A 6,561-nucleotide genomic window follows, 5' to 3' on the forward strand; every position below is an offset into this window, starting at 1 on the left:
ACTGGGTACACTTATGCCTAATTCTCTTTACACTGTATTTCAGGCGATCGCTAATGTCACCAACGAGCAGCAACTACAACTGGCTGTCATGGATCAAATTCGTGAATATTTCGCTGTACAACATTGCGGTATCTATCTACTCGATGAACAGCCAACGGGGGGGAGCAATGTTCAGGTTATTCCCGCAGTATGTATGGAGAACAACCCAGTGGGGCGCTATGTGGTTGAAAGGCACGCTCCCGCCCATGAGCAATTAATATTATCACCAGGGGATTGGAGAAATTTCTGTTCCCGTCACGACCATGAACACGTGATGACCGGGCCAATTGTTGGCGATGGTCGTCTGGTGGGGACTTTAAACCTAGCCCGCAATCAAGGAACCGAAGCTTTCACCACTGATGACCTGGCTGATTTTAGCGCTTTGTGCATTCATTTATCAGCCAAACTCGCCACTCTCCGCGCGCAAAAACCTAAACTATCTAATTCTTTGTTAGTTAGTCCTTTAACCCCTCGTGAGCTAGAAATTGCCCAGTTAGTCGCCCAGGGGTTAACAAATGCGGAAATTGGCCGTCAACTCTGGATTACCCAAAATTCTGTTAAGCAAGCCCTAAAACGGATGTTTCGTAAACTGGGGGTTTCGGCTCGCAGTGAAATGGTAGCAAAACTGCATTTGATTTCGCTTAATTAGACCGATGTTCAACACTCAATAATATAGAGACGTTCCAGAGAACGTCCCTACAAAAGCTTACAAAAGAGCATATTTTAACTCTATGTCTAATAATCCGCTTTTAGCATTTGTTCCTCTAATTTTAGTAATTCTTCCACTCGTGCTTCCGTTGCTGGATGACTAGAAAATAAATTACCCAAAAACTTACCAGAAATCGGATTAATAATCAATAACGGCTCAAAAGCTGGGTTAGCATTTAAAGGAAGTTGCCTAGCTGTGGCTTCTAACCTTTGCAGCGCCTTAGCTAAAGCGCGGGGATTACCAGTTAATCTAGCAGAACCTGCATCGGCGGAAAATTCCCTGGTGCGGGAAATTGCTAACTGAATAATTGTGGCAGCTATGGGGGCAAATATTACCGTTAACAAAATACCTAAAGCATTTCCATTTCTCTCACCATTTCGCCCACCACCAAACCATAAACTATAACTAACCATTTGTGCCAAAAACGAAATAGCCCCGGCAATGGTAGCAGCAACAGCTTGTGTTAAAGTATCACGATTAATAATGTGGGTGATTTCGTGAGCAATTACCCCTTCTAGTTCATCTTCTGGCAATATGTTCAAAATCCCTTCGGTAACCGCAATGGCTGCGTGTTCTGGATCTCGTCCCGTCGCGAAGGCATTGGCAGTTTGTCCAGGAACAATGTAAACTCCTGGCATGGGGATATTAGCACGTTCAGACAACCTTTGTATCATGCGGTAAAGCCCCGGGGCTTCGGCTTCACTCACAGGACGGGCCCGGTAAACAGTTAGTGCAATTTTATCTGACTGATACCAAGAAAACAGATTTGTCACTGCTGCTAGGGCAATTCCTATGATTAAGCCACCAGTACCGCCAATGATCCAATAGCTAATTGCAATTAATAAACCACTGAGGACAGCCAGTAAAGCAACGGTTTTTAGTTGATTGGTCATATTTTTGCTCTCCTGCTCATACTGTATTGGTTTTTCTCAACAACAGCATTCATTACTAGTTGCACTTTCATTTTACTTAGCTAAAGTTTGGTGTGTAGTACAGAAAGCCTATCAAATAAGTACGGTTTTCCCCAAGGAATGGTTTAAAACATAACTTATCCGGTAATTTGAGCAGATGGGCTAAATTCAGGAACCGCAAAGGGCCCAGAGGCGGCGGAGAATGAGTTGAAGAGAGTGTCTGTAAGTTCCAATTCCAGGAGTTATGGAAATGTTAGAGAGTGTATTGTGGGTGTTAATTTTGGGCTTTTTTGTTGGTGAAATTGCCCGGCGTTTAGGCACTCCTTCTTTAGTTGGGATGATTTTAGTGGGGATAATTATTGGACCCCAAGTATTTAATCTCATTAGTCCAGGGATGTTAGATGCTGCTGATGATTTGAGAACATTGGCACTGATGATTATTCTTATGAGGGCTGGTTTGGGATTAGATAGAGAAAAGTTAGTTGAACAGGGAAGCGTCGCCCTTCGTTTGGGATTTTTACCAGCCACAACGGAAGCGATCGCCATCGCTGTTGCTGCTATGGTAATTTTTAACTTTGATTTTCTCACTGGGTTACTTTTAGGCTGTATTATTAGCGCAGAATCCCCAGCTGTGATTGTTCCGGGAATGCTAAGACTTAAAAGTTTAGGCTTGGGGGTGACTAAGGGCATACCCGATGCAATTTTGACCGGGAGTGCTTTATCTGATGTGCTGCTACTGCTGGTTTTTAGCTTGTTGCTGGGCTTCTGGAGTGATACAGGTTGGGAAGAAATTATCTTTCCTGGGGGTTTAACTCTAACTCCTCTGCAACTGCTACCAGTGCAAGTTATTATGCAGGTTGTCCTAGGAGTAGTTTGCGGTTATTTAGCGGCTCGTTTGCTGGTGGTGCTGTTAGTCAAACAAAATTGGACTCAAAACGCGGTTCAAGATACTGTAATTGCTGCTAGTATCGCTTTATTTTTAGTAATTTCTGCCCAGGGCTTGCCTTATTTTTCTGGCTATTTAGCAGCAATGAGTGTGGGATTTTTCTTAATTGAATTAGATGCACCCCTAGCCCGGCGGTTGCGCGGTGGGTTTGATAGTTTATGGATAGTAGGTGAGATTTTTTTGTTTGTTTTACTGGGTGCAACTATTCCGCTCTCAGTGTTAGCAAAAATTTTCTTACCCGGTATTTTAATTTTGATAATTGGTTTACTTATGGGTCGGATGTTAGGTTGGTATCTTTCTACATGGGGTAGTAATTGGAATTGGCGGGAAAGATTGTTTTTATTACCGGGAAATTCTGCTAAAGCTACAGTTCAAGCTGCCATTGGTGCAATCCCCCAAGCTCAAGGAATTGCTGGAGGTGAAATAATTTTAGCCGTTGCTGCTTTGTCTATTTTAATTACAGCACCTTTAGGGGCTTGGGCTACTATGAGTTTTGCGCCTAAATTATTGATCAGGGGAGAAGTTAACCCTACAAAAATTACTGTTCCCACTTCTACTGTATTACTAGCAGCAGTTGATACATCCCCTTTAGCAACAGTAGTTTTAACCAAAGTGGCAGATTTAGCACGCCGCAGTAATGCAGAAGTGATGGTTTTGCATATAGTTAATATCCCCAATGGGCTAGAAGTCCGCAAACTACAGTTACAAGCTCAACAGCTGTTATCGGATATTAGATATGAGTTTATAACTCTTACAGGTGTTGTCACTGAGGAAATTGTTCGCATTGCTCAAGAGTGTAACGCCACAGCAATCATCATGGGAAAACGCGGTCATCAGCCTTGGGAAACAGTCCTCATTGGTTCAGTATCTCAAGCTGTTTTAGAAACTAGTCCGATACCTGTGATTGTGGTAGAAGATCGTCAACTTTAGTGTTGTGAGAAACTAGTTTAGTGTAAAGCTATAAATTAAGCTGGTGTATGAATATGAAAAACCACATCTTAGCCATATCCGTATTTATAACTACAATCACCCTGACACAAACTGCCCACGCTGCCAACTTTGAACACGTCAGACAGTTATTAGCAACTAAGGAATGTCAAAACTGTGATTTGACTAATGCAGGTTTAGTCATGGCTGACTTATCTGGAGCGAATTTAAGCGGTGCTAATCTGACCAATGCTAACCTGAGTCGGGCAAATTTAACCGGGGCAAATTTAACCGGGGCTGGTTTATTTGGTGCGAACCTCAGCGCCGCTAAACTCAGTGGCGCAAACTTAGTGGGTGCTGACTTGAGAAATACTTACCTAGCTAATACAGAGTTTAATGGTGCTAACGTCAATGGTGTTAACTTTCAAGGTGCTGTTGGTATATCCATGCAAGTCGCTACACCAGAAGAATTTTATGCTTTAGGGGTAGCAGAAGCACAAAAAGGCAACCAACAACAGGCTATCAGTTATTTTAATCAAGCGATCGCATCCCAACCAGAATATCCGGGAGCCTATTTAGCCCGTGGTGTGGCTCGTTACCAAATATTTGACAGAGAAGGTGCATTCCAAGATGCTCAAATTGCCAAAAAACTGTTTACAGTGCAAAACAACGAAACCGGAATGGAAACAGCAGAAGCCTTTATCAAAGAACTACAAACACCTTACTCTGATCAAGTCAGTGCTGGTAAACCCAGCTTTTTTGACTTTATGGGTAGTCTTGGTTCGGTTTTACTGCAATTTTTACCTTTCTAATGGCGGAGTCACTAAAAAAAATACTTCTTAACCTTAATTGTCCTGCCTGTGCATCAGAAAGGTAATACAATCGCAATACACGTTATGGCTACGCCACCTAAGCTATAGAACGGCACGGAAGGAAAAAAATGTCAGAAAATTTGAGAAGCCGAGTTGTAACCCAGGGAGTGCAGCGATCGCCTAATCGAGCTATGCTGCGTGCAGTTGGTTTTCAAGATGAGGATTTTAATAAAGCCATTGTGGGCATTGCCAATGGTTACAGTACCATCACTCCCTGTAATATGGGGATTAATAAACTAGCACAAAGAGCCGAAATTGGCATCAAAAACGCCGGGGCAATGCCGCAAATGTTCGGTACAATTACCATTAGCGATGGGATCTCAATGGGAACTGAGGGAATGAAATATTCCTTAGTCTCGCGGGAGGTAATTGCTGATTCTATTGAAACCGCCTGTAATGGTCAAAGTATGGATGGTGTGCTGGCCATCGGTGGCTGTGATAAAAATATGCCCGGAGCAATGTTAGCGATCGCCCGCATGAATATCCCTGCTATTTTTGTTTACGGTGGTACAATTAAACCCGGCCATTACAAAGGTAAAGATTTAACCGTTGTTAGTTCCTTTGAAGCGGTGGGTGAGTACAGCGCCGGCAAAATTGATGCTGATGAACTGTTAGCAGTGGAACGTCAAGCTTGTCCTGGCGCTGGTTCTTGTGGTGGTATGTATACAGCAAATACCATGTCTTCTGCCTTTGAAGCAATGGGCATGAGTTTACCCTTTTCCTCCACCATGGCAGCAGAAGACGCAGAAAAAGCCGATAGTACAGAAAAATCTGCTCTTGTCTTAGTACAAGCCATTCGTAAGCAAATCTTACCCCGGCAAATTATCACCCGTAAATCCATAGAAAATGCCATTTCTATAATTATGGCAGTGGGAGGCTCCACAAATGCAGTATTGCATTTTTTAGCCATCGCTCGTGCTGCTGATGTAGAACTAACTTTAGACGACTTTGAAACTATCCGTGGACGTGTCCCAGTTTTATGTGATTTAAAACCTAGTGGTAGATATGTCGCCACAGACTTGCACAGAGTGGGTGGTATTCCCCAAGTAATGAAAATGCTGCTTGTGCATGATTTACTACACGGTGATTGTCTGACTATTAGTGGTGAAACAGTTGCCCAAGTCCTAGCGGATATCCCAGATGAACCATCCCCCGACCAAGATGTGATTCGACCTTGGCATAAACCAATGTATGCCCAAGGACACCTAGCCATCCTCAAAGGCAATCTAGCTAAAGAAGGGGCTGTCGCTAAAATAACTGGAGTTAAAAAGCCAATTATTACTGGTCCAGCACGGGTATTTGAGTCTGAGGAATCTTGTTTACAAGCGATTCTGGCAGGACAAATTAATGCGGGTGATGTTCTGGTCATTCGTAATGAAGGTCCAAAGGGGGGTCCAGGAATGCGAGAAATGCTGGCTCCCACCTCAGCAATTATTGGGGCTGGGTTGGGTGACGCAGTGGGTTTAATTACCGATGGGCGCTTTTCCGGTGGTACTTACGGTATGGTGGTTGGTCACGTAGCCCCTGAAGCAGCTGTGGGCGGTGCGATCGCTCTTGTAGAAGAAGGTGATACCATTACCATTGATGCTTCTGCTCGCTTGTTACAGTTAAACGTACCAGATGAAGAATTAGCCCGCAGACGCGCTAACTGGCGACCCCGTCCACCCCGTTACACCAAAGGGGTACTGGCTAAGTATGCCAAATTGGTATCTTCTAGCAGTGTGGGCGCAGTCACAGATTTAGACTTATTTGATAATTAGCTATTAGACATCCCCCCCGGATTTAGCCTGGGGGAGTGTCAAGGTATTTTTAACACCTAGGGCATGGTTAAGAACCAAAAATTAGGGGTATTAGTGCAAGGGAGTTAATTGAAGAATGGGGAAGGCGATTAAAATCGCCAACAGCTAACCCCCATGTCTGAAGTGAGTAGCTCTGCTCGCCCTTGATGTTCGGTCAAATCTACATAATCCTCTCAACTAGGCTCTGGGTCTAGCAAATCACCGTTATTATCCCCCCAAAAAAAATTTTTGCTCAACCCCTTGACAAAGCCAAACAGAGTAGTTATATTAAAAAAGTGGCAAGAAAAAAGCAGCCACGACTGAACCGAGAAAACAAAATACTTTGAAAGCGAAACAATAACCAATCCTCGTCAAGAAG

Annotated in this window: 5 protein-coding genes; 4 read left to right on the top strand and 1 reads right to left on the bottom strand. The window is 43.6% G+C overall.

Features of this window, described 5'->3' with window-relative positions; genetic code table 11:
• Window positions 1–13: 13 nt before the first annotated feature.
• Entirely contained in the window at window positions 14–688 is a 675-nt protein-coding gene (locus NWP17_RS07100) for a LuxR C-terminal-related transcriptional regulator (protein ID WP_280654213.1), read from the top strand.
• Between the two features lie 86 nt (window positions 689–774).
• On the opposite strand, the gene NWP17_RS07105 is transcribed toward NWP17_RS07100, so the two are convergent.
• Window positions 775–1,641, bottom strand: coding sequence for a M48 family metalloprotease (locus NWP17_RS07105; RefSeq protein WP_280654214.1), 867 nt, complete (start codon window positions 1,639–1,641; stop codon window positions 775–777).
• Between the two features lie 268 nt (window positions 1,642–1,909).
• Between NWP17_RS07105 and NWP17_RS07110 the strand changes: the two genes are divergently transcribed.
• The 3 genes from NWP17_RS07110 (at window position 1,910) to ilvD (ending at window position 6,164) form a co-directional block, all read left to right on the top strand.
• Window positions 1,910–3,535 (top strand): cation:proton antiporter, encoded by a 1,626-nt coding sequence (locus tag NWP17_RS07110; protein WP_280654215.1) that lies wholly within the window; start codon window positions 1,910–1,912, stop codon window positions 3,533–3,535.
• A 53-nt stretch (window positions 3,536–3,588) separates the two neighbouring features.
• A complete protein-coding gene (locus tag NWP17_RS07115) occupies window positions 3,589–4,344 on the top strand; it encodes a pentapeptide repeat-containing protein (protein ID WP_280654216.1) in 756 nt (251 codons plus the stop codon).
• A gap of 128 nt (window positions 4,345–4,472) precedes the next feature.
• Entirely contained in the window at window positions 4,473–6,164 is a 1,692-nt protein-coding gene (gene ilvD / locus NWP17_RS07120; RefSeq protein WP_280654217.1) for a dihydroxy-acid dehydratase, read from the top strand.
• Window positions 6,165–6,561 lie beyond the last annotated feature (397 nt).

The organism is Chrysosporum bergii ANA360D, assembly GCF_029891735.1.
GTDB classification, from domain to species: Bacteria; Cyanobacteriota; Cyanobacteriia; order Cyanobacteriales; family Nostocaceae; genus Umezakia; species Umezakia bergii.

What these genes read in the sequence shown, in the direction of transcription:
- NWP17_RS07105 (WP_280654214.1), bottom strand. Translation starts at nt 1,641, where the DNA reads ATGACCAATCAACTAAAAACCGTTGCTTTACTGGCTGTCCTCAGTGGT.
- NWP17_RS07115 (WP_280654216.1), top strand. Translation starts at nt 3,589, where the DNA reads ATGAAAAACCACATCTTAGCCATATCCGTATTTATAACTACAATCACC.
- NWP17_RS07100 (WP_280654213.1), top strand. Translation starts at nt 14, where the DNA reads ATGCCTAATTCTCTTTACACTGTATTTCAGGCGATCGCTAATGTCACC.
- ilvD (WP_280654217.1), top strand. Translation starts at nt 4,473, where the DNA reads ATGTCAGAAAATTTGAGAAGCCGAGTTGTAACCCAGGGAGTGCAGCGA.
- NWP17_RS07110 (WP_280654215.1), top strand. Translation starts at nt 1,910, where the DNA reads ATGTTAGAGAGTGTATTGTGGGTGTTAATTTTGGGCTTTTTTGTTGGT.